The organism is Streptomyces sp. NBC_01465 (assembly GCF_036227325.1).
Taxonomy (GTDB): Bacteria; Actinomycetota; Actinomycetes; order Streptomycetales; family Streptomycetaceae; genus Streptomyces.
Genome location: NZ_CP109467.1, coordinates 4,943,714 through 4,970,143 on the forward strand (window position 1 = coordinate 4,943,714; position 26,430 = coordinate 4,970,143).

Consider the following 26,430-nt stretch of genomic DNA (forward strand, 5'->3'; position numbering starts at 1 on the left):
TAGGAGCGGCGGCCTGTGCGCGTAACGGCCTGCGGCCCTAGGTCTCCGGCCCTAGAGCTTCTTCTCGAACCAGGCCACGTCGTGGTACTCGCCGAACTTGCGGCCGACCTCTCCGTAGACCCCGACCGGCTCGAAGCCGAACCGGGTGTGGAGGCGGACCGAGGCCTCGTTGGGCATGGTGATACCGGCGTACGCACGGTGCACGTCCTCGTCCGCGAGGGCCTCGAAGAGGGCCTTGTAGAGGAGAGTGCCGATGCCGCGGCCGCCGGCGCCGGGGGCGCAGTAGACGGTGGCCTCGACGGAGGTGGCGTAGGCGGCCTTGGGGCGGAAGGCGCTGCTGGTCGCGTACCCGAGGATCCCGCCGGTCTCGGCGTCCTGAGCAACCAGGAGGCGGTGCGGGCCGTCTTCAGGGTGGGAGACCAACCACGGGCGGCGCTGCTCGGGGGTGAAGGGATCCGTGTCGAATGTGATCGCGGTCTCACGGATGAAGTGGTTGTAAAGGTCCGTGAGGGCTTCCAGATCGGCCTCTGTACCCGGCCTGACCTGCACTTCTGTACGTATTGTCATCACTTGCTCCCGTAGGTGGCCGGACAGGGTACTGCATGATCGCGAAAATCCATGCGCGTCTTGGGAATTCTGTCCGGATTCCAGTCGTTCTGTTTTATGAGATACAGCCAACAGATGCAGGGCACCCGGGAGGGTGTCCGCACCGCACAAGCCACTGAATCGCGACCCACTCACGTTACTCACGTTAGGGAGCACGCATGGCAACCCGTGCCGTCGCCCGTCGTACCGACCGGGCAAGCAGCGTTCGCGCCGTAGGCGGGGAGATCGCCGACCGCGACCTGGTCGGCATGTACCTCGACGAGATCGCCCGTACGCCCCTCCTCGACGCCGCCAAGGAGGTCGAGCTCTCGCAGGACATCGAGGCGGGCGTCTACGCCCAGCAGATCCTCGACGGCACTGTGGAGAGCGACGGCGGCGGCGCCTCGCGCGAGGAGCTCGAGGCGCTCGTCGCCGAGAGCGAGCGCGCCAAGGACGTCTTCATCCGCTCCAACCTCCGCCTCGTCGTCGCCGTCGCCCGCCGCTATCCGCGGGCCGGTCTGCCGCTCCTCGACCTGATTCAGGAGGGGAACGCGGGCCTGGTGCGCGCGGTCGAGAAGTTCGACTACGCGAAGGGCTTCAAGTTCTCCACGTACGCGACCTGGTGGATCCGCCAGGCCATCACGCGCTCGATAGCGGACCAGTCGCGGACGATCCGGCTCCCTGTCCACCTGGTGGAGGAGCTGGGCCGCATCCGCCGCGTCGTGCGCGAGTTCAACCGCGAGCACGGGCGCGACCCGGAGCACACGGAGATCGCCGCCGAGCTGGACACGAAGCCCGAGCGGGTCGCCGACGTACTGGACTGGGCGCGCGACCCGGTCTCGCTGAACATGCCGGTGGACGACGCGGGCGAGACGCAGTTCGGGGACCTCCTGGAGGACACCTCGGCCGTCTCTCCCGAGCAGTCCGTGATGACGCTGCTCAGGAGCGAGGAGCTCGACGACCTGATCGGCAAGCTCGACGGTCGCACCGCGTCGATCATCAAGATGCGGTACGGCATCGTGGACGGCCGCGAGCGCACGCTGACCGAGGTCGGCAAGGAGCACGGTCTGACGCGCGAGCGGATCCGCCAGATCGAGAAGCACGCCCTGCTCGAACTGAAGAAGATGGCGCGCGACACGGGCTTCGACGCGGCGGCGTAACACCGCACCCGCAGGGCGAAGTCCCTTTGAACCGGGGCCCCTTGACGCACACCCCCCAGCGTCAGGGGGCTCCTGCTGTGCTCGCCCGGCTCAGCCGGGCGCCCAACTCGGCCAGGTGGTCCACCAGTTGCGGCGGCTCGTGCACCGTGAACTCGGCGTCCACCAGAGCGAGCCGTACCGCCAGCCACTCCAGCGAGTCGGCCGCCTCGGCCCGCAGCCGGCAGCGCCGCTCGCCCAGTACCTCGGGGGTGAGCCCCTGGGGCAGCCGGGCCGCCACGAAGTCGGCGGGCGCCTCGAAGGTGATGTCGAGCACGAGGGTCTCCTGCTCCTGCCGCCCGGCCCGGGAGAGCGACCGGCGCAGATACTCGGCGGCGCTCCCGACCGGCAGCTCGCGCGGGGCGAACCGCGCCCCCGTCGCGAAGGGCTCGCTGACCCGGTCGACGCGGAAGGTGCGCCAGTCCTCGCGGTCGATGTCGTACGCGACGAGGTACCAGCGCCGCCCGGTCGACACCAGGCGGTACGGCTCCACGAGCCGCTTGGTCTCCGTCCCGTCCCCCGACCGGTACCCGAACCGCAGCCGCTCCTGCCCCGTCGCCGTACCCGCCAGCACAGTCAGCGTCTCGGGCGGGATCGTCGCGCCGTCTCCGCTGGTCAGCGGGATGGTCGCGGCCTGGAGCGTGGAGACCCGGTGCCGCAGCCGGGAGGGCAGCACCTGCTCCAGCTTGGCCAGGGCCCGCACCGACGCCTCCTCGATCCCCTCGACCGCGTGCCCGGCGCCGGCCCGCAGCCCGACCGCGATGGCGACGGCCTCCTCGTCGTCCAGTACGAGAGGCGGCATGGCCTTCCCGGCGACCAGCCGATAGCCGCCCTCGGAGCCCATCGTCGCCTGGACGGGATAGCCGAGGTCCCGCAGCCGGTCGATGTCGCGCCGTACCGTCCGCCGGCTCACTTCGAGCCGGTCGGCGAGCTCGCCGCCGGGCCATTCGCGAGGGGTCTGGAGAAGGGAGAGGAGCTGCAGCAGCCGTGCCGGAGTGTCCGTCATGCATCCAGGATGCCGCCGAATTAGGACACACCCTGTCCTACACACCCTCTATCTTCACATCATGACCTCAACACCAGCAGCAACACCTGCAGGGGTGGCGGCCCCTTCTGACCGCCGCAGGTGGTTCGCGCTCGCCATCGTGATGACCGCGGCCTTCATGGACCTGGTCGACGTGACGATCGTGAACATCGCGATCCCCTCGATCACGAAGGACACCGGCGCCACGTCCAGCCAGATCCAGTGGATCACCGCCGGCTACGCGCTCGCGTTCGCCGCGATGCTCATCACCGGCGGCCGCCTCGGCGACATCTACGGCCGCAAGAAGCTCTTCCTGCTCGGCATATCGGGATTCACCCTGGCCTCCGCGCTCTGCGGCTTCGCCGCCAACCCGGAGATGCTGGTCGCCTCGCGCATCCTGCAGGGCGGCATGGCCGCGATGATGGTGCCGCAGGTCCTCTCCATCGTGCACGCGACGTTCCCGGCGGAGGAGCGCGGCAAGGTCTTCGGCCTCTTCGGCGCGGTCGTCGGCCTCGGCGCGGTGATGGGCCCCCTGCTCGGCGCCCTGCTGACCGAGTGGAACATCGCGGGTCTGGAATGGCGCCCGATCTTCCTCATCAACCTGCCGGTCGGCATCGCGGGCCTGCTGCTTGGACGGAAGTTCATCAGCGAGTCGAAGGCACCGAAGGCGCTGAAACTGGACCTGGTGGGCGTGGTCCTGGTGATCGTCGCCCTGCTGATGCTGCTCTTCCCGCTCATCCAGGGGCGTGAGCTGGGCTGGCCGGTCTGGGGTTACGCCATGATGGCGGGCAGCCTCGTGGTCATCGCGGGTCTCGTCGCGTACGAGAAGAAGAAGACGGCCCGCGACGGCTCGCCGCTCATCGAGCTGTCGTTGTTCAAGGTGAAGAGCTTCGCGGCGGGCATCGCGGTGCAGACGACCTTCGGGATCGCGCTGGGCATCTTCTTCCTGGTCTGGACGCTGTACATGCAGATGGGCCTCGGCTGGAGCGCCCTGAAGGCGGGCACGACGGGCATCCCGTTCTCGATCGCGGTCTCGGCGGCGGCCGGCATGTCGGTGCAGCTGCTGGTCCCGCGCTTCGGCCGGAAGGTGCTCCAGGCGGGCGCGCTGACGATGATCGCGGGCCTGCTGATCTACATCTGGGAGGTCGACCGCTACGGCGCGACGATCGCCCCCTGGCAGATGGCGCTCCCGCTGGTGGTCATGGGCGTGGGCATGGGCCTGATCGTGGCCCCGCTGACGGACGCGGTCCTCTCGGAGGTCCCGAAGGGGCACTCGGGTTCGGCGTCGGGGCTGATCAACACGGTGCAGCAGATGGGCAATGCGCTGGGTCTCGGCCTGGTGTCGGTGGTCTTCTTCGGCTCGATCAGCGACCACCTGGTGCCGACGGAGATCGAGCCGACGTTCGCGAACGCGTTCATGGACTCGCTGTGGTGGGTCGTGGCGGTGCTCGCGGTGATCTTCGTGGTGATGTTCGCACTCCCGAAGAAGCCGAAGCTGGGGGCGGAGGAGGCGGCGGTCGCGGACGAGATGCCGCAGGAGCCGGTGCTCACGCACTGAGCGGAGGTGGGGCGGGGCCACTGGGGCTCCGCCCCAGACCCCGCTCCTCAATCGCCGGAGGGGCTTGATTTGCCTTGATGTGGGCTCGTTTTCTGCGGGTTGTACGAGCCCGCAGAAATCGAGCCCAGTCGTGCATACTCAGCCCGTCCGGCGATTGAGGACAAGCGGCCGAAGGTCGCTTACGGGGGTGCAGGGGGCGAAGCCCCCGCTTACCGGGGCCCGGGGTCTGGGGCGGGAGCCCCAGTCTCGGGAAGGGGCGGGGTGGGGGAAATCTGCCAGCGGGCGCAGGTCCGCCCCGGACCCGGTCGTCCGACCCACGCCCCCCGGGACCAACGCCCCGAAAAAGCCCGACCCTGCCCGATCGTGCCCGATTGCGTTTACTTCCGCGCCACGACCCCGTAATCTAGCGATTAATCAACGGGTTCGGGCACTGAACGGACGTAAACCCACATGTACGCAACGGAGCGCCACCAGGAGATCCTGCGCCTCGCCCGCGAGGGCGGCCGCGTGGACGTCCTCTCCCTCGCGGACGAGTTCCAGGTCACCGCCGAGACCGTCCGCCGCGACCTCAAGGCCCTCGACCGCGCGGGCCTCCTCCGCCGGGTCCACGGCGGCGCCATCCCCGCAGGCCGCCTCGACTTCGAGCCGGACCTCGCCGAGCGCGAGTCGACCGCCGCCGACGAGAAGGACCGCATCGCGCAGGCCGCGATCGCCGAACTCCCCTCCGAGGGCAGCGTTATCCTCGACGCGGGCTCGACGGTCGCACGCCTCGCGAACGTCTTCCCTCTCGACTGCGACCTGACTGTCGTTACCCACGCCCTCCCGGTCGCCGCCCGCCTCGCCGACCACCCCGGCATCGACCTCCACCTGGTCGGCGGCCGTGTCCGCAACCGCACCCGCGCCGCGGTCGACGCCTGGGCGCTCCGTGCGTACGGCGAGATCCGCGCCGACGTCGTCTTCGTCGGCGCCAACGGCTTCTCACCCGATCACGGCCTCACCACCCCCGACCTCGCCGAAGCAGCCGTGAAGCGTGCCGTCCTCGCCGCAGCCCGCCGCGTCGTCCTCCTCGCGGACTCCGCCAAGTACGGCCAGGAGCACTTCGCCCGCTTCGGCGACCTCTCCCAGGTCGACCTGCTCATTACCGACACCCACCTCAGCCCCCAGGACGCCGCCGCCATCGAGGCGGCCGGCACGGAGGTCGTACGCGCATGATCCTCACCGTCACCCCCAACCCGTCCCTGGACCGCACCTACGAGGTCCCGGCCCTGGAACGCGGCGAGGTGCTCCGCGCCACCACCGACCGGATGGACCCGGGCGGCAAGGGCGTCAACGTCTCGCGTGCCGTCGCCGCCGCGGGCCACCGCACGGTCGCGGTCCTCCCGCTGGGCGGCGCCCCCGGCGCGCTCGTCGCCGAACTCCTCGCCGCGGAGGGCATCGAGGTGGCCCAGGTCCCGGTGGCCGGCCACACCCGCTCGAACATCTCCGTCGCCGAACCCGACGGCACCCTCACCAAGATCAACGCGACAGGCCCCGAACTGACCGCCGCCGAGTCCGAGTTGCTGCTCTCCACCATCCGCACGCACTCCGCCGCCGCCGACTGGATCGCCTGCTGCGGCAGCCTCCCCCCGGGCCTCGCGCCCGAGTGGTACGCGGCCCTGGTGGCCGGGGCCCACGGTGCGGGCGTCCGTATCGCCCTCGACACCTCGGGCCCCTCCCTCCTCGCGGCCCTCCCCGAACGCCCCGACGTCGTCAAGCCCAACGCCGACGAACTCGCCCAGGCCGTCGGCCGCCCCCTCGCCACGGTCGGCGACGCGGTCAAGGCGGCGGAGGAGCTACGGGAGTTGGGCGCGGCCGCCGTACTGGCCAGCCTCGGTGCGGACGGCCAGCTGCTGGTGGCGGAGGACGGCACGTACTTCGCGAGCGCCCCCGTGGAGACCGTACGAAGCAACGTCGGCGCCGGCGACGCCTCGCTGGCCGGGTTCCTGGCGGCCGGCGGCACGGGCCCCGACGCCCTGCGCGCGGCGGTCGCCCACGGGGCGGCGGCCGTTCAACTCCCCGGCAGCGTGATGCCGGCCCCCCAAGACCTGGACCTGGCAGCGGTCACCCTGACCGCAGAGGTTCCGCTCGACCGCGTACTGACGGAGCAAGGGAGCCCCCGATGAGCGAGATGATCACTGCGGCCCTGGTCGACCTCGACCTGGACGCGACCGCCAACACCAAGCAGGAGGCGGCCCGTTCACTCGCGGAACGCATGGTCGCTCTCGGCCGGGTCACCGACCTGGACGGCTTCCTCGCCGACGTCGCGGCCCGCGAGGCCCAGATGCCGACGGGCTTGGACGGCGGCATCGGCATCCCGCACTGCCGCAGCGCCCATGTCACGGAGCCGACGCTGGCCTTCGGCCGTAGCGCACAGGGCATCGACTTCGGCGCCCCGGACGGCCCGGCGGACCTGATCTTCCTGATCGCGGCCCCGGCGGGAGCGGACGACGCACACCTGACGATCCTGTCGTCACTGGCCCGCCAGCTGATGAACGAGGAGTTCACGACGGCGCTGAGGAACGCGCCGGACGCGACGCAGGCGGCGGCCCTGATCAGCGGCGACAACCCAACTCAAGCTGAGTCAACTCAACCCGAGCCAATTCAAGCCCACGCCGGGCAAAATCAAGCCCCTCCGGCGATTGAGGAGCGGGGGCCCGGGGGCGGAGCCCCCGAACAGGAGGCCGCACCCACCCCCGCCGCACCGTTCCGCATCGTGGCCGTCACCTCCTGCCCCACCGGCATCGCCCACACCTACATGGCAGCCGAGTCCCTCGAAAACGCGGGCCGCGCCGCAGGCGTAGAGCTCACCGTGGAAACCCAGGGCTCAGCCGGCTTCACCCGCCTCGACCCCGCCGCCATCGCCGCCGCGGACGCCGTGATCTTCGCGCACGACGTCCCGGTCCGTGAGAAGGAACGGTTCGCCGGAAAGCCCACCGTCGACGTCGGCGTGAAGGCCGGAATCAACCGCCCGGCCGAGCTCATCGCCGAGGTACGCGGCAAGGCAGCCCGCGGCGAGATCACCGAAGCCGGAAAGCCGAGCCCCGTCGAAGCGGCAGGCGAAGGCGACGACGGCTACGGCACCAAGCTCCGCAAGTGGCTGATGTCCGGTATCAGTTACATGGTCCCGTTCGTCGCCGCAGGTGGCCTCCTCATAGCTCTCGGCTTCGCCATCGGCGGCTACAAGGTCGACAAGGCCCCCTCCGTGATGGAGCACTTCATCTGGACGGACTCCACCAGCTGGGCGGCGCTGCTCTTCCAGATCGGCGGCCTCGCCTTCGCCTTCCTGGTCCCGGTCCTGGCGGGCTACATCGCGTACGGAATGGCCGACCGGCCAGGTCTGGTCCCCGGCTTCGTCGGCGGCTCGATCGCCGTCGCGATCAACGCGGGCTTCCTCGGCGGTCTGGTCGCGGGTCTGATGGCGGGCGCGATCGTCATGGCCATCCAGAAGGTCAGGATCCCGGCGCCCCTGCGCGGTGTGATGCCGGTCGTGGTGATCCCACTGATCTCCACAGCAGTCGTCGGCTTCCTGATGTTCATGGTCGTCGGCAAACCCATCGCCAAGCTCCAAGGGGCCCTGACCGACTGGCTCAACGGCCTCTCCGGAGCCAACGCGATCATCCTCGGCGTCATCCTCGGCCTGATGATGTGCTTCGACCTCGGCGGCCCGCTCAACAAGGTCGCGTACGCCTTTGCGGTCGGCGGCCTCGCCAACCCGACCGACGGTTCGCTCAAGGTGATGGCCGCGACGATGGCCGCCGGAATGGTCCCGCCGCTCGCGATGGCGCTGGCCACGACCGTACGCGGACGCCTCTTCACCAAGACCGAGCGGGAGAACGGCAAGGCGGCCTGGGTGCTCGGCGCCTCCTTCATCACGGAGGGCGCGATCCCCTTCGCCGCGGGCGATCCCCTGCGCGTGATCCCGGCCTGCATGGCGGGCGGCGCGGTCACCGGCGCCCTGTCGATGGCTTTCGGCTGCACCCTGCGCGCCCCGCACGGCGGCATCTTCGTGGTCCCGCTGATCGGGAACCCGTTCCTCTACCTGCTGGCGATCGTCGCCGGTACGGCGGTCTCGGCCGCGCTCGTCATCCTGCTCAAGGGGATGCGCAAGGCGGCCCCCGAGACGGCCGCCGACCAGGTCCCGGCCCCGGACGAGGCCAAGGTCCCGGTGGCGGCCTGAGCCTCAGGGCGTGATCAGGCTTCGGACGGCGGAGGTGTGGCCCCCAGGGGCTGCGCCTCCGCCGCCTCCGTTGCCGCCCTGCGGGCCCGTCCCTTCCGGCCCGTACGGATCGTGTGCACCATCAGCAGCCCGAGCACCACGAACGGCAGCACATTGGAGACGCCGACCATCGTGTCGGTGTCCAGGACGTACACCAGAGCCGCCTTCACCCCGGCCTCCAGCAGGAACGCCACACCCCACACGATCGTCAGCCTCCGCTGCGTGGTGCGGAAGCCGGGGTACTTGTCCCACATGGCGTTCCAGTCGGCGACTCCCTCGGCCGTCCCGTCCGTGCCGAACTTCCGGCCGAAGTAGAAGATCAGCGGCCGCTTCAGCGCCAGGCTGACCAGGAACGCGACGCCGAGCAGTCCGGTCAGCGCGGAGTCCTTGAGGAAGAGCAGTTTCGCGCTGTTGTACGCGAGTGCGCTGAGCGCCCCCAGGACCAGCGTGATCAGGATCAGCATGGAGAACTCGTCCACGCGCCGGTGGATCCCGAAGAAGACGGCCAGCTCCACCAGGGGCCAGCAGGAGATGAGCAGCAGGGCCGGGACTTCGTGCACCCCGTGGTCGGTGAGCATTCCGTACGTGATCCAGGGCAGCAGGATGCTGAACAGGACCGTCGGTCCCCAGACCGTCAGTACGTTGGTTCTTCGCATGGTCGATTCCCTTCCCCCGAACGGCAGTTCGCCGTGGTCGGCGGAAGCGAACCATGGGGCGCGGGACGCTTCCGCCACTTGGGAAGATCTTGACCAAGCCGGTCCCGGCAGGTCAGCGCACCCGCGAGCGGTGCTCCATCGCGTCGCGGGCCGCGTCCTCCGTCTCGTACACCTCGCACATGTGGCGGCCGTCGGGCGTCGCCGTGTGCTCGACCTCCCAGAGGCTGATCTCGCTGCCGTCGAGCAGCAGGAACGCGTGCTCGTACAGCGTGAAGCCCGTGGACTCGAAGAAGCAGCCCGCGCCGAAGGCCTGGATGATCTCGTGGGCGAAGGCGCGCCGCAGCAGCCGCGCGGTCGTCTCGCCCGGCCGGTCCGCGTTCTCCGCGCGGCGCAGGACACGGCGGGCGTGGTCCGCGGAGTTGTCCGGTACGTACACCCGGGGGATCTCCATCGGGGGCGCGGACATCAGCGACCTGAGGATCTCCAGGTCGGCGGCGTCGGGCTCCTCCTCGGGGGAGGCCGCCTCCAGCGGATAGCCGGCGCGCACGCGCGAGGCGGCGAGGCGGGCCTCTTCTTCCGCCGCGTACAGCTCGTGCTCGGTGTTGTGGACCATCTCCCAGAGGACGAGATGGCTGCCGTCGGCGAGCAGGAACGAATGGCGGTAGGTCTCGCGGTGCAGCCCGGACAGGGAGCTGTGGTGGGAGGAGTGCAGCGAAGTGCTGTGCGCCAGCGCGGAGTCGAGGCGCCCGACGGTGGCGTCGGGCAGTTCGAAGGAGTTGAGGGCGCGACCGAGGAGCTTCGCGAGGTGCTCCTCGGTTGTCTCGTACGGATCGCTCAAGGTGACTCCAGGCCGTCGCGGCTTGTTACGACTGTTGGACTTAACGTAGCTCCTGGGTCTGACAATGGGGTCTGGGTTCCGGAAACGAGCGGGGGCGCACGCGAAGTTCCCGTACGCCCCGTCAATTCCCTTGCCCTGTATGTCAGTACAGGTCAGGAGAGGTCTGGCAGGTCGTAGAGATCGCGGTACGCGAGGAACGTGCCGCCCTGCCCCTCGACGGTCCGCGCCGCCCGCACCGCCTTCGCCACCGCACGCGCCAGCGCGTCCGCGCCCGCCGCCAGGATCTCGTTGAGCGCGAGCGGGTCGGGCGCTGTTCCGGTGCAGGTGGCGAGGGTGAAGACGGTGTCGCCGTCGTGCATCAGATGGACGGGGCGCACCGCGCGGGCGAGGCCGTCGTGCGAGGTGCCTGCGAGCTTCTGGGCCTGGGGGCGGGTGAGTACGGCGTCGGTGGCGACGACGGCGATCGTGGTGTTGAGCTGGGGGCGCGTGTTCGCGGCGCGCGCCTCGGCCAGGCGCCTCTGCGCCGTCGCGTGGAGCTCCGAGTCCGGGTACGCGGGCCGCTCCCGGCCGCCGTACTCCCCGTACAGCACGCCCGTCAGCGGATCGACCGGAGAGCCGACCGCGTTGACGACGGCCAGCGCGCCGACGACCGCCCCGGACGCGGTGGTGACGCTCGCCGTGCCGACGCCGCCCTTCATGCCGCCCGCGACGGCTCCCGTACCCGCTCCGACGTTCCCCTCCTCGACCACCGCCCCAACTCCCGTACGGGCGGCGGCTTCCACGGCCGCCCGCCCCGTCGACGCGTCGGGCCGCGCCCGCCAGTCGCCGCCGCGCCCCAGGTCGAAGAGGCACGCACCGGGGACCACCGGCACGACCCCGGGCCCGAGCGGGAAGCCGCGCCCCTGCTCCTCCAGCCAGGCCATCACCCCGGACGCCGCGTCGAGCCCGTACGCGCTGCCGCCCGTCAGCACGACGGCGTCCACCCGCTCGACGAGGTTGCGCGGATCGAGGGCGTCCGTCTCGCGCGTACCGGGCCCGCCGCCGCGCACGTCCACACCGGCGACCGCGCCGCCCTCGGGGGCGAGCACGACGGTGGTGCCGCTCAGCGCGCGCTCGCCGGGCACGCGCGCGTGGCCGACCCGGATCCCCGGCACATCGGTGACTGCGTCTGCTGTTGTCATACGGCCGATTCTGCTTCCGGAGCCTGCCGCGAGGACAGCGTCACCCCGACCGCCACGGTCACCGCGGCCACCAGCCCCGCCACCAGAACCGCCCGGTCTCCGGCGAACGTCGACGCGAGGACCGCCAACGCCGATACAGGGAGCGTCAGTTGCTGCGCGACGGTCCGCTTGAAGTGCCGCGCGTGCAGCGCCCACACCGTCAGCAGGAACACCGCGGCCGGAATCGTCACCGCCGCCGAAGCGGCCCGCACCGAGATCTCCGCCTTGCCCACGGCCTGCTCCACCGCGACTTCAAGACCCGCCCCGATCGCGGCCGCCGACCCGAAGACGAGGAAGTGCCCGTACCCCCACAGGAATCCGCTCCTCGCGTTCGCCAGATACTCGTGGATCGGCACCGCGAAGTAGATCCACCAGGCGGCGAAGACGATCAGCAGCCCGCCGCCCGCGATCGGCAGCAGCTCGCCCAGCGCCTCGTGCTCGTCCATCGCCTCCTGTACGGCAACCGTCGCCGCCGCGACCGTCTCACCGAGCACGATCAGCGTGAAGAGCCCGTACCGCTCGGCGATGTGCCCGGGGTGCCACGGCGACTTCGACGTGCGCTCGGCCCACCACGGCACCAGCATCTCCGCGACCGCCATGGCGGCGAAGCCGAAGGGCCCCGCGTCCAGGACGAGCAGCACCACCACCCAGCCCGCCTGGCAGAGCGCCACCCCGCCCGCGTACCGCAGCGCCGTCCTGCGGGCGCCCGGGTCGGTTTCGGAGAGCCCTGCCCGCACCCACTGGCTGCAGAGAGCGAGGCGCATGACCAGGTACCCGGCGACCACAAGGCGGTAGTCGGAGTCGTCGAAGGCGCGCGGCACCCCGGCGGCGAGCACCAGGACTCCGGCGATCTGGACCAGCGTGACGACCCGGTAGAGGGTGTCGTCGATGTCGTAGGCGCTCGCGAACCAGGTGAAATTCATCCAAGCCCACCAGATCCCGAAAAAGATCATGAGGTAGTGGACGATGCCCTCCCCGGTGTGCCCGGCGGCCAGCGCATGGACGAGCCGACCACCCGCCTGGGCGACGGCGACCACAAAACACAGGTCGAAGAAGAGCTCCAGCGGGGTCGAGGCGCGGTGCACCTCGTCGCGTGAGCGTGCGGTCATCAGGCGCGGTGTGAGCGGCATGGGGCCAAGGACATCAGAGACGGGGGCCCGGGGGCCCTAAGTCCCGGTTGAAACGCCAGCCCGGCGGGACCTTCGGTACCGGAACGAGGACCATTGCGGGCTGCGGGACCTCCCGTACAGGAGTGGAATGGAGGAGAAGAAGAGCACGACGAATGCGACGAACCGGAAGGTGCGTGCGGGCCATGACTGCAGCCGCTGCAGAGCCGAGGACCAACGGGGAAGCCTGGGACGGCTTCGAAGGCGGGCTGTGGCGGGACGCCATCGACGTCCGTGACTTCATCCAGCAGAACTACACCCCGTACGAGGGTGACGACTCCTTCCTCGCAGGCCCCACCGAGCGCACCACCGCCGTCTGGAACAGGCTCCTCGGGATGTTCCCCGACGAGATCGCCAAGGGCATCTACGACGTCGACGTGAAGACCCCGTCGACCATCGCCGGATTCAAGCCCGGCTACATCGACGAGAAGCTCGACCTCATCGTCGGCCTGCAGACCGACGGAGCCCTCAAGCGCGCCATCATGCCCAACGGCGGCTGGCGCATGGTCGAGGGCGCCCTCAACGCGTACGGCTACGAGGCCGACCCCGAGATCCGCGAGATCTTCACCAAGTACCGCAAGACCCACAACGAGGGGGTCTTCGACGCGTACACCCCCGAGATCCGCGCCTGCCGCTCGTCCGGCATCATCACGGGCCTCCCCGACGCGTACGGCCGCGGCCGCATCATCGGCGACTACCGCCGGGTCGCGCTCTACGGCATCGACCGCCTGATCGCCGAGAAGGAGGCCGACAAGGCCGCCCTCGGCGAGGAGTGGGCGACCGCGGACGTCATCCGCGACCGCGAGGAGACCTCCGAGCAGATCAGGGCGCTCGGCGAGCTCAAGGCGATGGCGGCCAGTTACGGCTACGACATCTCGCGCCCCGCCACGAACGGCCGCGAAGCCGTCCAGTGGCTGTACTTCGCCTACCTCGCGGCGGTCAAGGAGCAGAACGGCGCGGCCATGTCGATCGGCCGCATCGACAACTTCCTCGACATCTACCTCCAGCGCGACATCGACAACGGCGTCCTCACCGAGGAGCAGGCGCAGGAGTTCATCGACGACTTCGTCGTCAAGCTCCGCATCGTCCGCTTCCTGCGCACCCCCGAGTACAACGAGCTGTACTCCGGCGACCCGACCTGGGTCACCTGGTCGATGGCCGGCATCGGCGCCGACGGCCGCCCGCTCGTCTCGCGCACCACGTTCCGCGCGCTGCAGACGCTCTACAACCTGGGCCCGGCCCCCGAGCCGAACCTCACCGTCTTCTGGTCGAAGGAACTCCCCAAGGGATTCAAGGACTTCGCCTCCAAGGTCGCCATCGACACCTCGGCCCTGCAGTTCGAGTCGGACGAGCTGATGCGCCCGAAGTACGGCGACGACACCGCGATCGCGTGCTGCGTCTCCGCGATGGCCGTCGGCAAGCAGATGCAGTTCTTCGGCGCCCGCGTGAACCTCGCCAAGGCGCTGCTGTACGCGATCAACGGCGGCCGCGACGAGAAGTCCGGCAAGACCGTGGTGAAGGGCTTCGAGCCGCTCACCGACGAGATCCTCGACTACGAGACGGTCGCGGCGCAGTACGACGCGATGCTGGAGTGGCTGGCGAAGACGTACGTCCACTCCCTCAACGTCATCCACTACATGCACGACAAGTACGCGTACGAGCGCATCGAGATGGCGCTCCACGACCGCGAGATCCTGCGCACCATGGCGTGCGGCGTGGCCGGCCTCTCGGTCGCCGCGGACTCCCTCTCCGCGATCAAGTACGCGAAGGTCAAGGTCGTACGCGACGAGACGGGTCTGGCGGTCGACTACGAGATCGACGGCGAGTACCCCGCCTACGGCAACAACGACGACCGCGCCGACGACATCGCCCGCGGCCTGGTCCACGACTTCATGCAGAAGATCCGCAAGCACCCGACGTACCGCGACGCGGTCCACACCCAGTCGGTGCTGACGATCACCTCGAACGTCGTCTACGGCAAGAAGACCGGCAACACCCCCGACGGCCGCCGCTCCGGCGCCCCGTTCGCGCCGGGCGCCAACCCGATGAACGGGCGCGACGAGCACGGCTACATCGCCTCCGCCCTGTCGGTCGCGAAGCTGCCGTACGACGACGCCGAGGACGGCATCTCGCTGACCAACACGATCACCCCGGACGCGCTGGGCCGCAGCCCCGAGGAGCGCGTCGGGAACCTGGCGGGCGTGCTGGACGGGTTCATGGCGAGCAAGGGCTTCCACATGAACGTGAACGTCCTGAACAAGGCGACCCTCCAGGACGCCATGGAGCACCCGGAGAACTACCCGCAGCTCACCATCCGGGTCTCGGGGTACGCGGTGAACTTCGTACGCCTCACCCGCGAACAGCAGCTGGACGTCATCAACCGCACCTTCCACGGCTCTCTCTAGCCGCAATCTCCGCAGCCCGGGGCCGCGCTTCCTCGCACCGGTCCCGGGCTGCGGTGCCGTCCATCAGGTCATACCGTTGAGGCCAGGAGGTCCTGCCATGACCGCCGTACTGCTGGGATCCGAGATCCCCGTGGGCCACCCGCCCACCGAGGCCGAATCGGACGCCGTCACGCCCGCCGGGGCCGCCACCCGCCGCCCGATCACCGGGTCGGTGCACTCGTGGGACCTGTCGACCGGTCTCGACGGCCCGGGGACGCGTTTTGTCACGTTCCTCGCCGGCTGCCCGCTGTCCTGTCTGTACTGCCACAACCCCGACACGATGAAGATGCTCAACGGCAAGCGCACCACGGCCGACGCGATGGTCGCCGAAGCCGCCAAGTACACGACCTTCATCAGCGCCTCGGGCGGCGGGGCCACCATCAGCGGCGGCGAACCGCTGCTCCAGCCGGTCTTCGCCGGTGAGCTCTTCCACCGGTACAAGCACGAGCTGGGCCTGCACACCGCCCTCGACACCTCGGGCTTCCTGGGTGCGCGGGCCACCGACGCGATGCTGCGCGACGTGGACCTGGTCCTCCTCGACATCAAGTCCTGGAACCCCGCCACGTACACCAAGGTCACCAGCCGCGATCTGCAGCCGACCCTGGACTTCGCCCGCCGCCTGGCCGACCTGGACAAGGAAGTGCACGTCCGCTTCGTCCTGGTCCCGGGGCTGACGGACGATCCCGAGAACGTCGACGGCGTCGCCGCCTTCGCCGCATCCCTCGGCAATGTCTCCCGGGTCGACGTGCTGCCCTTCCACAAGCTGGGCGAGTCGAAGTGGGAGGCGCTCGGCAAGGAGTTCACGCTCCACGACACCTCGTCGCCGACACCGGACCAGGTCGCGGCGGCCAAGTCGATCTTCGCGGGACACGGGCTGCAAGCCATCTGAATGAACCAGCCACCCGTCTGTCCCCTAAAAACAGCACAAAACGGGCGTAATTCCTAAAGTGGCGGGGTGACCGAGCCGCCAGCACCCCCCGCCGCACCACCGCCTCCGTCCGCCCCGGACGTGCCGCCCGCACCGCCCCTGCCTCCCGGGCCGCCCGCACCGCAGGCCGCCGCGCCCCGTTCCGTAGCCACGAAGGCCACGCTCGTGGGCGTGGCGGTCTCGCTGCTTCTGGTCGTGGCGATCGTGCTGGGCAGCCGCTTCCTGGAGAACTTCGACTCGGCGCTCCTTCCGTACGCCGTCGCCTCCGTCTTCCTCGCCTTCGGCGTCGCCTACCGCTACACGGTGTGGATCTCGGCCCCCGGCGCCCGCCGCCTCTTCCGCAAGGGCTGGGGCAGCCTCTTCTCGGCGGAGAACTTCCGCAAGGCCCCCACCGCCCTGCCGAAGATGATCGCCACCTACCTCGGCTTCCAGAAGTTCCTCGGCGCGCGCTCGCACGCCCGCTGGGCGGCCCACCAGCTGATGTTCTGGGGCTGCCTGCTGGCCGCCGCGATCACCTTCCCGCTCATCTGGGGCTGGTTCACCTTCACCTCGTCCACCGGCGCGGGCCCGGGCTACGAGATGCGGATCTTCGGCTTCAAGGTGCTCGGCTACGACTCCTCCAGCGTCATCGGCTGGCTGATGTTCCACGGCCTGGACATCGCGGCCGTGCTGGTCATCCCGGGGGCCGCGTACTTCCTGTGGCGGCGGATGAAGGACCGCGGCGCGATGACAGGACAGCGCTTCGCCTACGACCTGGTGCCGCTGATCGCGCTCATCGTCGTCTCCGTGACGGGCCTGCTCCTGACCTTCTCGTCGCTCTTCCTGCACGGCGGCGGCTACGAGTTCCTGGCGATCATGCACATGGTCTCGGTGGTCTTCACGCTGATCTACATCCCGTTCGGGAAGTTCTTCCACATCGTCCAGCGGCCCGCGGCGGTCGGGATGCAGCTCTTCAAGTACACGGCCCGCCAGGACGAGCAGGTCTTCCACTGCCGCCGCTGCCAGGAGCCGGTCGACACGGGCCCGTACGTCGAGAACCTCCGCTCCACCATGCGCGACCTCGACCTCGACTTCGACCAGTGGGCCGAGTACTGCCCGCGCTGCAAGCGGGTGCTGCGCGGCAGCGCCTACCTCACCCAGGTGAAGAAGGGCTTCAAGTGACGATCCCGCTCGACCCGTCCCTCGCGCCTCCCGGAACGCGCAACTTCCGTGACGCGGGCGGCATCCCGGCCGACAAGTGGCACGCCGACCAGAACGGCGAGACCCTCGTCCCCACCCACTGCTGCTTCTGCGGGGTGCAGTGCGGGATGTATCTGCGCGTCGACAAGGGCGGCAAGGTCTTCGGCGTGGAGCCGCGCAACCACGACATCAACCGAATGCGCCTGTGCCCCAAGGGCATCAACGCCTACCAGCAGGTCAACCACCCCGACCGGCTCACCGCCCCGCTGATGCGCCGCTCCCGCGACGAGGAGTTCCGCGAGGTCTCCTGGGACGAGGCCCTGGACTTCACGGTCTCGGAGATCAAGCGCATCCAGTCAGCGTACGGAAACGACGCGTTCGGCCTCCTCGGCGGCGCGAGCCTCTTCTCCGAAAAGACGTACCTGGTCGGCAAGTTCGCCCGCATCGCCCTCAAGTCGAAGCACGTCGACTACAACGGCCGCCTCTGCATGGTCAGCGCGGCAGGCGCCAACAAACTCGCCTTCGGCATCGACCGGGCGGGCAACCCCTTCTCCGACATCCTCCTCACCGACTGCCTGCTCATCGCGGGCTCCAACGTCGGCGAGTGCTTCCCGGTGATGACCCAGTACCTCTGGGGCGCCCGCGACCGGGGTGCGAGCCTGATCGTCATCGACCCGCGCGAGACGGCGATCGCGCGCACCGCCGACATCCACGTCGCGCTCAAGCCCGGCACGGACGCGGCGTTCTTCAACGCGGTCCTCCACGTGATCGTCAAGGAGAACCTCACCGACGAGGACTTCCTCGCCGCCCACTGCACCGGCTGGGACGAGGTCAAGGCCAAGGTCGCCGAGTACACCCCCGAGCGCGCCGCCGAGATCTGCGGCATCCCCGCATCGCAGGTCGTCCAGGTGGCCCGCACTTTCGCGGCGGCCGACAAAGCGATGGCCTGGCACGCCCGAGGGATCGAGCACCACTCCCAAGGCGTCGAGAACTGCCTCACCGTCATCAACCTCTGCGCCGCCACCGGCAACATCGGCAAACCGGGCGCCGGCTACGGCACGATCACCGGCCAGGGCAACGGCCAGGGCGGCCGCGAACACGGCCAGAAGTCCGACCTCCTCCCCGGCGGCCGCTCCATCCTCAACGAGGAGCACCGCCGCCAGATCTGCGAGATCTGGGGCATCGAGGAGTCCGAACTCCCCACCGCAGGCACCTCGATGATGGAGATGATCTGGCAGATGCAGCGCCGCGAGATCCGCGGCCTCATCGGGATCTGCAACAACCCGTTCGTCTCCCTCCCCAACTACGCGGTGGTCAAGGACGGTTACGACACCGCCGAGTTCCACGCCCAGTTCGACTTCTTCCTCTCCGAGACCGCGGCCAACGCCCACGTCGTCTTCCCCGTCACCACCTGGGCCGAGGACGAGGGCGTCATGGCGAACGCCGAGGCCCGCGTCGTCAAGCACAACAAGGCGCAGGAGCCGCCCGCAGGGGTGCGCACCGACACCTGGGTGATCTGCGAACTGGCCCGCCGCCTCGGCGCCGGCGACAAGTTCGCCTTCCCCGACTCCCGATCGGTCTTCGAGGAGCTGCGCGTCGCCTCCGCGGGCACGGTCAACGACTACTACGGCATCACCTACGAGCGCCTGGAGGAGACCGGCGGCATCGCCTGGCCCTGCCCTTCCACCGACCACCCCGGCACCCCCCGCCTCTTCGAGGACGGCCGCACGTACCACCCCGACGGCACGATCCACATGCAGGTCGTCGACTGGCACGCGCCCATGGACCCGTACGACGACGACCACCCGATGTCCCTCACCACGGGCCGCACCGTGGCCCACTTCCTCTCCGGCAACCAGACCCGCAGGCTCGGCGGCCTCGTCGAACAGACCCCGCGCCCCTGGGTCGAGGTCCACCCCTCGCACGGCTTCAAGTCCGGCGACCCCGTCCGGGTCGTCACCCGTCGCGGCAGCGAGGTCTTCCCCGCCCTGGTCACCGAGGCGATCCGCCCCGACACCGTCTTCATCCCGTACCACTGGCCGGTCCCCACCGCCGCCAACGCGCTCACCATCGACGCCCTGGACCCCCGCTCCAAGATCCCCGAGTACAAGGTCTGCGCCTGCCGCATCGAGGCCGCCGACCGGATCGACGAAGTCCCCGCACCCCCCACCGCGCCGGGCCACCAGGCCTACCCGGAGACCCAGGTCTCGCGCACCGACCCCCTGCCGCCGACGTCCCCGCAGGGCCGCGGCACCGCAGACAGGAGCTGAGCCCCGCCATGATGGGTAAAACGATCTTCATCGATCCGGGCCGCTGCATCGGCTGCCAGGCCTGCGTCTCGGCCTGCCGCGAATGCGACTCCCACCGCGGCAAGTCGATGATCCACCTCGACTACACCGACCCCGGCCAGTCCGTCGCCTCCCTCCCCACGGTCTGTATGCACTGCGAGGACCCCGTCGCCCCGTGCGCCGAGGTCTGTCCCGCCGACGCGATCCTCATCACCGCCGACGGGGTCGTGCAGCAGGCCGACACCACGCGCTGCATCGGCTGCTCCAACTGCGTCAACGCCTGCCCCTTCGGCGTCCCCAAGATCGACCTCCAGGCGAAGCTGCAGATGAAGTGCAACCTCTGCTACGACCGCACGGCCTACGGTCTGGCCCCCATGTGCGCCACGGTCTGCCCGACCGGAGCGCTCTTCTACGGAACGCTCGAAGAGCTCCAGGCGGAGCGCCCCGGCGTCCAGGTCGCCGACTCCTTCGCCTTCGGCGACGTGGTCGTCAAAACCGGCGTCGCGATGGTCGTCCCCGCAGACAAGGTCCAGTGGCCGGTGCCCGGCGGGCTCCCGGTCGTCGAGGTGAATGGAGTCGACGTCCGTTGAGCGTCACCGAACAGCCCCCCGCCCAGCCGCCCGGCGGCGACCCGCACCCCCAGCCCGACGCCGCCCACGAGGCGCTCCGCGACCGGATCAGCGCCGACTCCCTCACCACCCGCCGCGACTACCTCCGGATCGTCGCCACCGTCTCCGGCGGCCTCGCCGTCGGAGGCGTGGGTGTGGCCGCCGGAATCCTGCCCCGGCACGGCGACAGCGAAGGCGTCCCCGACCCCAAGAAGGTCACCGACCGCCTGCTGCCCGGCGAATCCGTCTCCTTCCGCTACCCCGGCGAGGAGGACCGCGCCGTGGCGGTGCGCCTCACGGACGGCACCCTCGCCGGCTACTCCGCGATCTGCACCCACCTCGCCTGCGCCGTCCTGTGGCGCAAGGAGCGGGGGAGCGAGGGCGAGCTGTACTGCCCCTGCCACGAGGGAGTCTTCGACGCCCGCACCGGCGAGGTCACCGCGGGCCCGCCGCCCCGTCCGCTGCCCAGGGTCCTCCTGACCGAGGAGGCCGACGGCAGTGTCTGGGCCGTCGCCACCGCCCGCTCGGGGGAGTCCACCAGGGACGCCCTGTGCCGCGAGTTCAAGGCGTCGGACTCCGCGACGGCCGGCCGCCTCGGCTGCCGCGGCAACGCCCTGCAGCCGCAGGAGCGGGGTGAGGCGCGATGAGCGGGACCCAGCCGCCGCCCCGGCCCGACTACCACCCCGGCAGCGCCGAGCCGAGGCTCAACCGCCCGGTCACCGAGCGCTACCCGCAGATCCGCGCGACCAGCGGTTACGGCGATCCGCGCGTCCGGCACACGGGCCCGGGCCCGGGCGCAGGAACCGACCAGGAGCCGGAACGCTCCGCCCGGCTGACCGCCCGCCTCGTCCTGGCCATGACCGTCGTGGTCGGCCAGCTCTGGGCGCTCACCGTGACCGTCGACTCCTGGATGGAGGGCCACACCGGGACCGCCTGGTGGGGCGTCGGCTTCCTCTGCCTCTCCTTCCTCGTCGTCCTCGCACTCTGGCGCCTCGACCCGAAGGACCGATGAACGTGAGCACCACAGCACCCACCCCACCCGCCGGCACGGACACCTACCGCCCCGGCTCGACGATCACCGACTGGCGCCCGGAGGACGAGAACTTCTGGAACTCCACCGGACGCAAGGTCGCCAACCGGAACCTCTGGGTCTCCGTACCGGCGCTGATGCTGGCCTTCGTCGTCTGGCAGGTCTGGTCGGTCACCGTCGTCCAGCTCAGCGACGTCGGCTTCACCTACAGCGACTCGCAGGCGTTCTGGCTGACGGCGATCCCCGGCATCACCGGCGGCACCTTCCGCATCCTCTACACGTTCATCGGGCCGATCTTCGGCGAGCGCAAGTTCACCGCGTTCTCCACGTTCATCCTGATCGGGCCGCTGCTCTGGCTGGGCTTCGCCCTGCAGGACACCTCCACCCCGTACTGGGAGATGGCGCTGATCGCCGCGGTCTGCGGCATCGGCGGCGCGAACTTCGCCTCCTCCATGGCCAACGTCGGCTTCTTCTTCCCCAAGAAGGAGAAGGGCAACGCCAACGGCATCAACGGCGGCCTGGGCAACCTCGGCGTCTCGGTCGTCCAGCTCGTCGCCCCGCTCGTCGTCACCGCGGCCATCCTGGGAGCTCCGGCCGGCGGACCCCTCACCAGCGCCAAGAACGGCGACGACGTCTGGCTACAGAACGGCGCCTTCCTCTGGGTGCCGATCCTGGTGGTCCTCGCCCTGATGGCCTGGTTCCTGATGAACGACCTGAAGGTCGCGGCCGCCCCCTTCAGCCAGCAGAAGATCATCTTCAAGCGCAAGCACAACTGGCTGATGACCTGGCTCTACGTCGGCACCTTCGGCTCGTTCATCGGCTTCGCCTCGGCGCTGCCCAACCTGATCAAGACGACGTTCACCCCGATCGACTCGGCCTACTCGGCCACCACCTACGCCTGGGTCGGGCCCTTCATCGGCGCCCTCATGCGCTGGGCCGGAGGCTGGCTCTCGGACAAGATCGGCGGCGCGCGCGTCACCATGCTGTCCTTCGTGGGCATGGCCGTCTCGCTGGTCGTCGTCATCAATGCCCTGCCCTCCGGCGGCGACGACGGCAACTTCTGGGTCTTCTACGGAGGCTTCCTGTTCGCCTTCTTCTTCTCCGGACTCGGCAACGGATCCACCTTCCGCCAGATCCCGGTGATCTTCCGGGACCAGCACACGAAGGGCCCGCTGCGGGCCGAGTCGGAGAGCGAGCCGCAGGCGCTGAAGCAGTCGGAGATGGAAGCGGGCGCCGTCGTCGGCTTCAGCTCCGCCATCGCCGCCTACGGCTTCTTCTTCATCCCCGCGATGTTCGCCAACTTCGCCATCACCAGTTCGCTCTGGTGCTTCATCGTCTTCTACGCCACCTGCCTGGCGGTCTGCTGGTGGTTCTACGCCCGTAAGGGCGCCGAGGCGCCGAGCTGACCCGGCGCCGTACCCTGGAGAGATGAGCGCCACCGCCCCCACCCCGGCCCCCGAACCGAAGCCCGGCCCCAGGCCCAAGCCCCGGCTGGACTTCGACGATCCGATGGACCAGCAGTCCTCGGACGACACGGACCAGGGGTGGGGCGAGCGCCCGTCCGGCGGCGACAGCAGCGCCGCCGACCTGGCGCGTTTCCTCGACGAGAAGCCGCCCCACCACCTCTGAGTTACGGGGTGGCGCGACCCGGTCCGCCCTGGGCGACCAGCGAGTCGCGGATCTCCTTCAGCACCTCGAGCTCGGTGACCTCGATCGTCTCCTGCACGGCTTCCTTCATCGTGGACTTCTCCTTGTTGGCCTTCCTGGCCAGGTACTTGGCCATCGGCAGCACCATCAGGAAGTACACGACGGCGGCCGTCGCGATGAAGGAGATGACGGCGCTGAGGACCGCGCCCCAGCCGATGTACACGCCGCTCACGTTGCCGGCCGCATCCGCGACACAGGGGCCCTTGAGACAGGCGCGGTAGCCGTCCAGATTGCTCGTGCCGAACGCGCCCACCACCGGGTTGATCACATTGGTGACGACCGAGTTGATCACTGACGTGAACGCGGCACCGATCACGACGGCCACCGCCAGGTCGACCACGTTCCCCCGCGTCAGGAAGGCCTTGAAGCCTTCCAGCAGGCTCGTCTTTTCCTCGCTCGTCACAGAGCACCTCTTCCCAGTCGCGATCGGGGGAAGGCCCCCCGGCGCCACCTAAGTCGGGGCTGTCGAGCGGTGTCCAATCTGCGAAATCGATCGAGTGAACCGCGGGAACGGTGGTACGAATCAACCGTGTTGGCGTCAGCACAGTGTTACCGCCAGCCGTGACGTCGCGCCCGCACCGGCGAGCTCGGCCGCTGTCGCCCGCGGCACCGCCAGGACGACCAGCGCCCCGCCGTCACCGCCGGCCCGCGCGTCCGGGACCTGTGTGACCCGGGCGCCCGTGGCCACTACACGAGCGTCGCTGTCCCGCGAGCCCCCGGCCGCGATCACATCGACCCGGTCCCCGGGCCGCAGCAGCCGGACCGTCGCCGCGTCCGCGATCCGTACCGGCGCCGACACCACATCGGCGCGCGGCTGCTCCTGCCGCGGCTGCGTGTGCTGCGCCTGCGACTGGGGCCGGCCCGGATCACGCGGCGCCGAGGCCGCCAGCGCCGCCGCCGTCATCGCGAGCCCCGCGGCCATCGCCCTGCGCCTGCGGTGCACGGCCCGCCGCAGCCGGTGCCGTCCGCCGCGCACCCGCAGGGGAGCGAAGGGGGGAACCACTGAGGTGGGAGGGGGTACGTACGGCACCAGTCCCATGGCAATCACCGCCAGACCGTGAGGAGTTCATCGGGCACCCCTCACGATCCACCGCCCGCCCGAATCCCGCCGAGCCCTGTGGACTACCAGCCGGTTGTGGACAACTCGCTCACCCTCTAGGGGAGTTGGATCCCCGTGTCGAGCCCGTCCAGGGCATGCGAGCACAGGCAGTCCCGGCCCTCGCTCGGCTGCAGCCCTGCGACCGCGTCGAAGAGCACCGGACGCAGCCGGTCCACATTGGCCGCGAAGACCTTCAGTACGTCGACGTGCGAGACACCCTCACCGGTCTCGGCCCCCGCGTCCAGGTCGGTCACCAGCGTCATCGAGGTGTAGCAGAGCCCCAGTTCACGGGCGAGGATCGCCTCCGGGTGCCCGGTCATGCCCACCACCGACCAGCCCATCGAGGCATGCCACTGCGATTCGGCGCGCGTCGAGAAGCGCGGCCCCTCGATGACGACGAGCGTCCCGCCGTCCACCGGCTCCCACTCCCGTCCGCGCGCCGCCGCCACCGCGGCCCTGCGGCCCTCGGGACAGTACGGGTCGGCCAGCGACACATGCACCACGTTCGGCACGGATCCGTCGGCCAGCGGCTCACCGTCGTAGAAGGTCCCGGTGCGCGACTTCGTGCGGTCCACGAGCTGGTCCGGTACGAGCAGCGTCCCCGGCCCGTACTCGGCCCGCAGCCCGCCCACCGCGCACGGCCCGAGCACCTGCTTCACGCCCACCGACCGCAGCGCCCAGAGATTGGCCCGGTAGTTGATCTTGTGTGGCGGCAGGTGGTGCCCACGCCCGTGCCGGGGAAGGAAGGCGACCTTCCGCCCGCCGATCTCCCCGAGGAAGAGCGAGTCGCTCGGCTTCCCGTACGGGGTGTCCACCTCGACCTCGGTGACGTCCTCCAGGAAGGAGTAGAAGCCCGAGCCGCCAATCACGCCGATCTCTGCGTTCGCCATGCGGATCACAGTACTTGGGCCCAAAAACGCCGAAGGCCCCACCGTCGGCGTACGACGATGGGGCCTTCGGGGATGTGGATCAGGCAGCGGAGGAACCGCTGGACGTGCTGGTCGAGCTCGCCGGCTTGGCAGCAGCCGCGGGCTTCGACTCCGCGGGCTTCGACTCGGCAGGCTTCGACGCCGAGGACGACGACGTCGCAGGCGTGGAGCTCGACGACGAGCCGCGGCTGTCATTGCGGTAGAACCCAGAGCCCTTGAAGACAATGCCGACCGCCGAGAACACCTTCTTCAGGCGTCCCTCGCAGTTCGGGCACACGGTCAGGGCGTCATCGGTGAACTTCTGCACCACCTCGAGGCCCTCGCCGCACTCGGTGCACTGGTACTGGTAAGTCGGCACTTGCTCCTCCTGGCACTCTCACTCAGTGAGTGCTAACGACGCTCAATAGTGACGTATTCCGCTGGATCAGTCCACCGAGACGGGCACGCGGTGACCCACGCCACGTGCGACGACCCGTTCCCCGCCCCTCGGCGTCAGCCGCGAACGCAGTACGAACAGCGTGATCAGCGCCAGCACCGTGCCCCCCATCGGCACCAGGAATCCTGCCCCGTCCCAGAACCGGTCCTCCAGCTGACCCGCCAGCGTGACCGCCGCGGCCTGCCCCAGCGCGACCGCTCCGGTCAGCCAGGTGAAGGCCTCGGTACGCGCGCCGGCCGGGACCAGCGAGTCGACCAGCGTGTATCCGGTGATCAGCGCGGGCGCGATGCAGACGCCCACCAGCAGTCCGATCCCGGCCAGCAGCAGCGCCGAGTGCGCCATCCACAGACCGGACGCGGTGACGGCGAGCGCCGTGTAGCCGACCAGCAGCCGGCGCTGCGGGGCGACCTTCCAGGCGACGGCACCGCAGACGAGTCCGGAGATCATGTTGCCCGCGGCGAAGACCCCGTACATCAGGCCGTTCCAGCCAGGGTGCCCGATCGACTCGGTGAACGCGGCCAGCGAGACCTGCATCCCGCCGAAGACGGCCCCGATCCCCAGGAACGCCACGATCAGCACCCGCACGCCCGGGATCGCGAGCGCGGAACCATGGCGCTCGGCGCCCGCCAGATGCCCCGAAGGCACGGGCTGAGTGCCCCGCTGGGCCGCGAAGAGCAGCCCGCCGACGAGCGTCAGGGACGCCTCGGTGATCAGTCCGGCCGCCGGATTCACGGCCGTGCACAGTGCGGTCGCGAAGAGCGGGCCCAGCACAAAGGTGAATTCATCCGTCACCGACTCGAAGGCCGCGGCGGTCGGCATCAGCCGGCTCCCGCCGACCTTCACGCCCCACCGCGCCCGGACCATCGGCCCGATCTGCGGTACGGAGGCGCCGGTCGGCACGGCCGCGGCGAAGAGCGCCCACAGGGGCGCGTGCGTCAGCGCGAGCACCGTCAGCGCGATGCCCGAAGCGGTGTGCACCAGGACGCCCGGCAGCAGTACGGCCCGCTGGCCGTAGCGGTCGGCGAACTTGCCGGTGAAGGGCGCGAACAGTGCCATCGAGACACCGGCGACGGCGGAGACCGCACCGGCGGATCCGTAACTACCGGTCGTGTGCTGCACCAGCAGGACGATCGAGATGGTGAGCATCGCGAACGGCTGCCGTGCGGCAAAGCCGGGCAGCAGGAACGTCCATGCTCCGGGGGTACGCAGAAGCTGCCCGTATCCAGGGCGCTTATCAGCATCGGTCGTGACCGTGGTCGCCACGGCCTGGCCTTTCTGCTGCCT

The 26,430-nt window shown here is 69.9% G+C and carries 25 protein-coding genes; 14 read left to right on the forward strand and 11 right to left on the reverse strand.

Annotation, left to right across the window (positions count from 1 at the left end; all coding sequences use genetic code 11):
• Positions 1–51 precede the first annotated feature (51 nt).
• The gene (locus OG707_RS23425; protein WP_329121409.1) at positions 52–567 is read right to left on the reverse strand and encodes a GNAT family N-acetyltransferase; all 516 of its coding nucleotides are present in this window, start codon (positions 565–567) and stop codon (positions 52–54) included.
• Between the two features lie 197 nt (positions 568–764).
• On the opposite strand from OG707_RS23425, the gene OG707_RS23430 reads away from it, so the two are divergent.
• Positions 765–1,745: a sigma-70 family RNA polymerase sigma factor gene (locus OG707_RS23430; RefSeq protein WP_329121411.1), complete on the forward strand. Its 981-nt coding sequence runs from the start codon at positions 765–767 to the stop codon at positions 1,743–1,745.
• Positions 1,746–1,806: 61 nt separating this feature from the next.
• Here OG707_RS23430 and OG707_RS23435 read toward each other — a convergent pair whose 3' ends face one another.
• The gene (locus OG707_RS23435; protein WP_329121413.1) at positions 1,807–2,787 is read right to left on the reverse strand and encodes a helix-turn-helix transcriptional regulator; all 981 of its coding nucleotides are present in this window, start codon (positions 2,785–2,787) and stop codon (positions 1,807–1,809) included.
• 61 nt (positions 2,788–2,848) lie between these two features.
• Here OG707_RS23435 and OG707_RS23440 point away from each other — a divergent pair, with 61 nt between their 5' ends.
• The 4 genes from OG707_RS23440 (at position 2,849) to OG707_RS23455 (ending at position 8,579) form a co-directional block, all read left to right on the forward strand.
• Positions 2,849–4,363: an MFS transporter gene (locus OG707_RS23440; RefSeq protein ID WP_329121415.1), complete on the forward strand. Its 1,515-nt coding sequence runs from the start codon at positions 2,849–2,851 to the stop codon at positions 4,361–4,363.
• A gap of 450 nt (positions 4,364–4,813) precedes the next feature.
• A complete protein-coding gene (locus tag OG707_RS23445; protein ID WP_329121417.1) occupies positions 4,814–5,575 on the forward strand; it encodes a DeoR/GlpR family DNA-binding transcription regulator in 762 nt (253 codons plus the stop codon).
• Positions 5,572–6,525, forward strand: coding sequence for a 1-phosphofructokinase (gene pfkB / locus OG707_RS23450; RefSeq protein WP_329121419.1), 954 nt, complete (start codon positions 5,572–5,574; stop codon positions 6,523–6,525). The genes OG707_RS23445 and pfkB overlap by 4 nt, the downstream gene beginning before the upstream one ends.
• Positions 6,522–8,579: a PTS fructose transporter subunit IIABC gene (locus OG707_RS23455; protein WP_329121421.1), complete on the forward strand. Its 2,058-nt coding sequence runs from the start codon at positions 6,522–6,524 to the stop codon at positions 8,577–8,579. The genes pfkB and OG707_RS23455 overlap by 4 nt, the downstream gene beginning before the upstream one ends.
• A 14-nt stretch (positions 8,580–8,593) precedes the next feature.
• Here the strand turns inward: OG707_RS23455 and OG707_RS23460 are convergent, their stop codons facing one another.
• The 4 genes from OG707_RS23460 to OG707_RS23475 all read right to left on the reverse strand — a co-directional run bounded on the left by OG707_RS23460 (position 8,594) and on the right by OG707_RS23475 (position 12,462).
• Entirely contained in the window at positions 8,594–9,274 is a 681-nt protein-coding gene (locus OG707_RS23460) for a VC0807 family protein (RefSeq protein WP_329121423.1), read from the reverse strand.
• A gap of 112 nt (positions 9,275–9,386) precedes the next feature.
• Positions 9,387–10,112, reverse strand: coding sequence for a DUF6227 family protein (locus tag OG707_RS23465; RefSeq protein WP_329121425.1), 726 nt, complete (start codon positions 10,110–10,112; stop codon positions 9,387–9,389).
• 152 nt (positions 10,113–10,264) lie between these two features.
• Positions 10,265–11,293 carry a P1 family peptidase gene (locus OG707_RS23470; RefSeq protein ID WP_329121427.1) on the reverse strand — a complete coding sequence of 343 codons (1,029 nt, stop codon included), beginning with the start codon at positions 11,291–11,293 and terminating at the stop codon, positions 10,265–10,267.
• Positions 11,290–12,462, reverse strand: coding sequence for a low temperature requirement protein A (locus OG707_RS23475; RefSeq protein ID WP_443071372.1), 1,173 nt, complete (start codon positions 12,460–12,462; stop codon positions 11,290–11,292). The genes OG707_RS23470 and OG707_RS23475 overlap by 4 nt, the downstream gene beginning before the upstream one ends.
• 182 nt (positions 12,463–12,644) lie before the next feature.
• On the opposite strand from OG707_RS23475, the gene pflB reads away from it, so the two are divergent.
• The 9 genes from pflB (at position 12,645) to OG707_RS23520 (ending at position 22,604) form a co-directional block, all read left to right on the forward strand.
• Positions 12,645–14,903 carry a formate C-acetyltransferase gene (gene pflB / locus OG707_RS23480; RefSeq protein WP_329121430.1) on the forward strand — a complete coding sequence of 753 codons (2,259 nt, stop codon included), beginning with the start codon at positions 12,645–12,647 and terminating at the stop codon, positions 14,901–14,903.
• Positions 14,904–15,000: 97 nt separating this feature from the next.
• Complete coding sequence (gene pflA / locus OG707_RS23485; RefSeq protein ID WP_329121431.1) at positions 15,001–15,831, forward strand: pyruvate formate-lyase-activating protein; 831 nt, start codon at positions 15,001–15,003, stop codon at positions 15,829–15,831.
• Between the two features lie 66 nt (positions 15,832–15,897).
• Positions 15,898–17,031 carry an MFS transporter gene (locus OG707_RS23490; RefSeq protein WP_443071373.1) on the forward strand — a complete coding sequence of 378 codons (1,134 nt, stop codon included), beginning with the start codon at positions 15,898–15,900 and terminating at the stop codon, positions 17,029–17,031.
• Positions 17,028–19,319, forward strand: coding sequence for a molybdopterin oxidoreductase family protein (locus tag OG707_RS23495; RefSeq protein WP_443071374.1), 2,292 nt, complete (start codon positions 17,028–17,030; stop codon positions 19,317–19,319). The genes OG707_RS23490 and OG707_RS23495 overlap by 4 nt, the downstream gene beginning before the upstream one ends.
• A gap of 8 nt (positions 19,320–19,327) precedes the next feature.
• A complete protein-coding gene (locus tag OG707_RS23500; RefSeq protein ID WP_329121432.1) occupies positions 19,328–19,927 on the forward strand; it encodes a 4Fe-4S dicluster domain-containing protein in 600 nt (199 codons plus the stop codon).
• Positions 19,924–20,592: a Rieske (2Fe-2S) protein gene (locus OG707_RS23505; protein WP_329121434.1), complete on the forward strand. Its 669-nt coding sequence runs from the start codon at positions 19,924–19,926 to the stop codon at positions 20,590–20,592. Before OG707_RS23500 ends, OG707_RS23505 begins: the two co-directional genes overlap by 4 nt.
• Positions 20,589–20,957: a hypothetical protein gene (locus OG707_RS23510; RefSeq protein ID WP_329121436.1), complete on the forward strand. Its 369-nt coding sequence runs from the start codon at positions 20,589–20,591 to the stop codon at positions 20,955–20,957. The genes OG707_RS23505 and OG707_RS23510 overlap by 4 nt, the downstream gene beginning before the upstream one ends.
• The gene (locus OG707_RS23515; RefSeq protein ID WP_443071375.1) at positions 20,954–22,381 is read left to right on the forward strand and encodes a NarK family nitrate/nitrite MFS transporter; all 1,428 of its coding nucleotides are present in this window, start codon (positions 20,954–20,956) and stop codon (positions 22,379–22,381) included. Before OG707_RS23510 ends, OG707_RS23515 begins: the two co-directional genes overlap by 4 nt.
• A 22-nt stretch (positions 22,382–22,403) precedes the next feature.
• A complete protein-coding gene (locus OG707_RS23520) occupies positions 22,404–22,604 on the forward strand; it encodes a hypothetical protein (RefSeq protein ID WP_329121440.1) in 201 nt (66 codons plus the stop codon).
• A 1-nt stretch (position 22,605) separates the two neighbouring features.
• Here OG707_RS23520 and mscL read toward each other — a convergent pair whose 3' ends face one another.
• From mscL to OG707_RS23545, 5 genes are all read right to left on the reverse strand, one after another.
• Complete coding sequence (gene mscL, locus OG707_RS23525) at positions 22,606–23,085, reverse strand: large conductance mechanosensitive channel protein MscL (protein ID WP_329121441.1); 480 nt, start codon at positions 23,083–23,085, stop codon at positions 22,606–22,608.
• Positions 23,086–23,220: 135 nt separating this feature from the next.
• Positions 23,221–23,721: a hypothetical protein gene (locus OG707_RS23530; RefSeq protein WP_329127934.1), complete on the reverse strand. Its 501-nt coding sequence runs from the start codon at positions 23,719–23,721 to the stop codon at positions 23,221–23,223.
• 116 nt (positions 23,722–23,837) lie between these two features.
• Entirely contained in the window at positions 23,838–24,671 is an 834-nt protein-coding gene (locus OG707_RS23535) for an S-methyl-5'-thioadenosine phosphorylase (protein ID WP_329121443.1), read from the reverse strand.
• Between the two features lie 79 nt (positions 24,672–24,750).
• Positions 24,751–25,068, reverse strand: a complete 318-nt coding sequence (locus OG707_RS23540) for an FmdB family zinc ribbon protein (RefSeq protein WP_329121445.1) — start codon at positions 25,066–25,068, stop codon at positions 24,751–24,753.
• 66 nt (positions 25,069–25,134) lie between these two features.
• Positions 25,135–26,409, reverse strand: a complete 1,275-nt coding sequence (locus OG707_RS23545) for an MFS transporter (RefSeq protein WP_329121447.1) — start codon at positions 26,407–26,409, stop codon at positions 25,135–25,137.
• Positions 26,410–26,430 lie beyond the last annotated feature (21 nt).

Excerpts from the sequence above, each read along its gene's own strand:
- OG707_RS23425 (WP_329121409.1), bottom strand. The coding sequence starts at position 567 with ATGACAATACGTACAGAAGTGCAGGTCAGGCCGGGTACAGAGGCCGAT.
- OG707_RS23430 (WP_329121411.1), top strand. The coding sequence starts at position 765 with ATGGCAACCCGTGCCGTCGCCCGTCGTACCGACCGGGCAAGCAGCGTT.
- OG707_RS23435 (WP_329121413.1), bottom strand. The coding sequence starts at position 2,787 with ATGACGGACACTCCGGCACGGCTGCTGCAGCTCCTCTCCCTTCTCCAG.
- OG707_RS23440 (WP_329121415.1), top strand. The coding sequence starts at position 2,849 with ATGACCTCAACACCAGCAGCAACACCTGCAGGGGTGGCGGCCCCTTCT.
- OG707_RS23445 (WP_329121417.1), top strand. The coding sequence starts at position 4,814 with ATGTACGCAACGGAGCGCCACCAGGAGATCCTGCGCCTCGCCCGCGAG.
- pfkB (WP_329121419.1), top strand. The coding sequence starts at position 5,572 with ATGATCCTCACCGTCACCCCCAACCCGTCCCTGGACCGCACCTACGAG.
- OG707_RS23455 (WP_329121421.1), top strand. The coding sequence starts at position 6,522 with ATGAGCGAGATGATCACTGCGGCCCTGGTCGACCTCGACCTGGACGCG.
- OG707_RS23460 (WP_329121423.1), bottom strand. The coding sequence starts at position 9,274 with ATGCGAAGAACCAACGTACTGACGGTCTGGGGACCGACGGTCCTGTTC.
- OG707_RS23470 (WP_329121427.1), bottom strand. The coding sequence starts at position 11,293 with ATGACAACAGCAGACGCAGTCACCGATGTGCCGGGGATCCGGGTCGGC.
- OG707_RS23475 (WP_443071372.1), bottom strand. The coding sequence starts at position 12,462 with ATGCCGCTCACACCGCGCCTGATGACCGCACGCTCACGCGACGAGGTG.
- pflB (WP_329121430.1), top strand. The coding sequence starts at position 12,645 with ATGACTGCAGCCGCTGCAGAGCCGAGGACCAACGGGGAAGCCTGGGAC.
- pflA (WP_329121431.1), top strand. The coding sequence starts at position 15,001 with ATGACCGCCGTACTGCTGGGATCCGAGATCCCCGTGGGCCACCCGCCC.
- OG707_RS23500 (WP_329121432.1), top strand. The coding sequence starts at position 19,328 with ATGATGGGTAAAACGATCTTCATCGATCCGGGCCGCTGCATCGGCTGC.
- OG707_RS23510 (WP_329121436.1), top strand. The coding sequence starts at position 20,589 with ATGAGCGGGACCCAGCCGCCGCCCCGGCCCGACTACCACCCCGGCAGC.
- OG707_RS23515 (WP_443071375.1), top strand. The coding sequence starts at position 20,954 with ATGAACGTGAGCACCACAGCACCCACCCCACCCGCCGGCACGGACACC.
- OG707_RS23520 (WP_329121440.1), top strand. The coding sequence starts at position 22,404 with ATGAGCGCCACCGCCCCCACCCCGGCCCCCGAACCGAAGCCCGGCCCC.
- OG707_RS23530 (WP_329127934.1), bottom strand. The coding sequence starts at position 23,721 with ATGGGACTGGTGCCGTACGTACCCCCTCCCACCTCAGTGGTTCCCCCC.
- OG707_RS23535 (WP_329121443.1), bottom strand. The coding sequence starts at position 24,671 with ATGGCGAACGCAGAGATCGGCGTGATTGGCGGCTCGGGCTTCTACTCC.